This window comes from Alienimonas chondri (genome assembly GCF_013036045.1).
In the GTDB taxonomy this organism is placed as follows: domain Bacteria; phylum Planctomycetota; class Planctomycetia; order Planctomycetales; family Planctomycetaceae; genus Alienimonas; species Alienimonas chondri.
The window spans coordinates 1-1,449 of the sequence record NZ_WTPX01000325.1 but is presented as its reverse complement, the minus strand read 5'-3'; the positions used below and the strand labels follow the sequence as shown (position 1 = coordinate 1,449).

The following is a 1,449-nucleotide window of genomic DNA, read 5'->3' as shown; positions in this document are numbered from 1 at the left end:
AGCAGGCCCAGGCCGCTCAGTTCGGGGACCGCGGCGCTCCGCACGGCGCAGGGATCGGCGACGGTGGCGATGGTCGTCGCCGCCGGGCTGGTCGCCGCCGCCATCCCCACCAGCGGCGTGCACGCGGTCTGGGTCGCCTGCGCCATTGGGTGCGGGTCGAAGGCGATCGCCTGGCTCAATTCCAGCGGCTTCTGGGTCGTCTGCCGCGCCGGCGGCCTGACCGAACGCGAAGCCCTGTCCACCTTCACCCCCTTGAGCGGCGTCGTGGCGATTCTCGGCCTGGCCGTCACCTTGGCCGGCGCCTGGCTTTGGCCAGGCGTTTGAGCGGAGGCGAATCAAAGGATGGTTGAAGGTTGGCGACCGCCTTCGCACGATCCATCGGTTCCCCCGCATGTCTCCCACCGGCGACGCCCATGAGCGACGAACGAGAAACCTACGGCTCGGGCCTGTCGCTGACGAAGACGGCCGTCGCGCTCGGCGTGGTCGTGGCGTTGTTCGCCTGGGGCGTCGCGGCGGCGGAGTACGCCGCGGACGCGGAGGGCTGGGCGTCGGTCGCGGCGCCGGAGGACGCGGAGGATCTCTCCGACGGCGGTCTCCGTCGCAACCGCGGCGCCGGACTGCGGTTGATGATCGGGGCGCTGCTGGCGTTCCTCTGGAACGGCGTCGTCCAGCTCCCGAACGCCCCCTGGGTGATCGGCTTCACCCTGATGAACAAGCCGTTGATCGCCGTGCTGTTCGTCCTGGCGGAACTGGCGATCGCCGGCGGGGCGTTCTTCCTTCGCAAGCTCGACGCGGAACTCCACGGCGATTCGTCGAAGGAGAGCGAACGCCCGGTCCGTCCGCGGCAGAAGAAAAAGCGTCGCCCGACTCGTCGCCCGCCGCCGGGTTACGGCTGAGCGTCCGCCGCCGCTTCGAGGCGGTCGTCCGGCGGTTCGACGCCGATCACCTCGTCCAGCTTCGCCCACACGTCCACGCCTTGAAGCGACGGGTCCGACAGCGCCGCGGCCACCCGCACCGTGCGGCCGGGGGCGAGGTCCGCGACCAACCCGTCCAACTCTTCCGGAATCACCGCACCCCGCACCCGCAGCGGCTCCGGCCGCACGTTTTCGGCGTCGCGGAGGGGGTTCTCCGGCGGATCGGCGATCGGCTTCGCCGGCGGCGCCGGGCGCCAGGGAGCCAGCGTGAACTCCAGTTCCCACCCCTTCCCCGTGCTGATCCCCGCGGCGCCGGCGTCGGTCACGACCCCCAGCAGTTCGACCACCGCCCGCGCCGGCGGTCGCTTCGTGCGGGGAGTACCGGGACGGGACGAGGGGGAACGGCTCAAACGGCGACGGGCGGGTATGCGGGATGGCGGACGGATCGACGTTAACGGGCATCCCGAACAGCCGCCACGGGTCGAGCGACTGCTCGTCTCCCCTCTCCCCCTTTTTGGGGGAGAGGGGTCGGGGG

Annotated in this window: 3 protein-coding genes; 2 read left to right on the top strand and 1 reads right to left on the bottom strand. The window is 71.6% G+C overall.

Going from position 1 to position 1,449, the window contains the following annotated elements:
* Both LzC2_RS21430 and LzC2_RS21425 read left to right on the top strand, forming a co-directional pair.
* The coding region (locus LzC2_RS21430; protein WP_215907233.1) for a GntT/GntP/DsdX family permease at window positions 1-324 on the top strand (324 nt) is incomplete at its 5' end.
* Between the two features lie 89 nt (window positions 325-413).
* Window positions 414-896, top strand: coding sequence for a hypothetical protein (locus LzC2_RS21425; RefSeq protein ID WP_171190056.1), 483 nt, complete (start codon window positions 414-416; stop codon window positions 894-896).
* Here the strand turns inward: LzC2_RS21425 and LzC2_RS21420 are convergent.
* Window positions 887-1,324 (bottom strand): hypothetical protein, encoded by a 438-nt coding sequence (locus LzC2_RS21420; RefSeq protein WP_171190055.1) that lies wholly within the window; start codon window positions 1,322-1,324, stop codon window positions 887-889. The two genes, LzC2_RS21425 and LzC2_RS21420, sit on opposite strands and share 10 nt — an antisense overlap.
* Window positions 1,325-1,449 lie beyond the last annotated feature (125 nt).

Bases quoted from the DNA above. Each gene is read 5' to 3' on its own strand.
- LzC2_RS21425 (WP_171190056.1), top strand. From the start codon at position 414: ATGAGCGACGAACGAGAAACCTACGGCTCGGGCCTGTCGCTGACGAAG.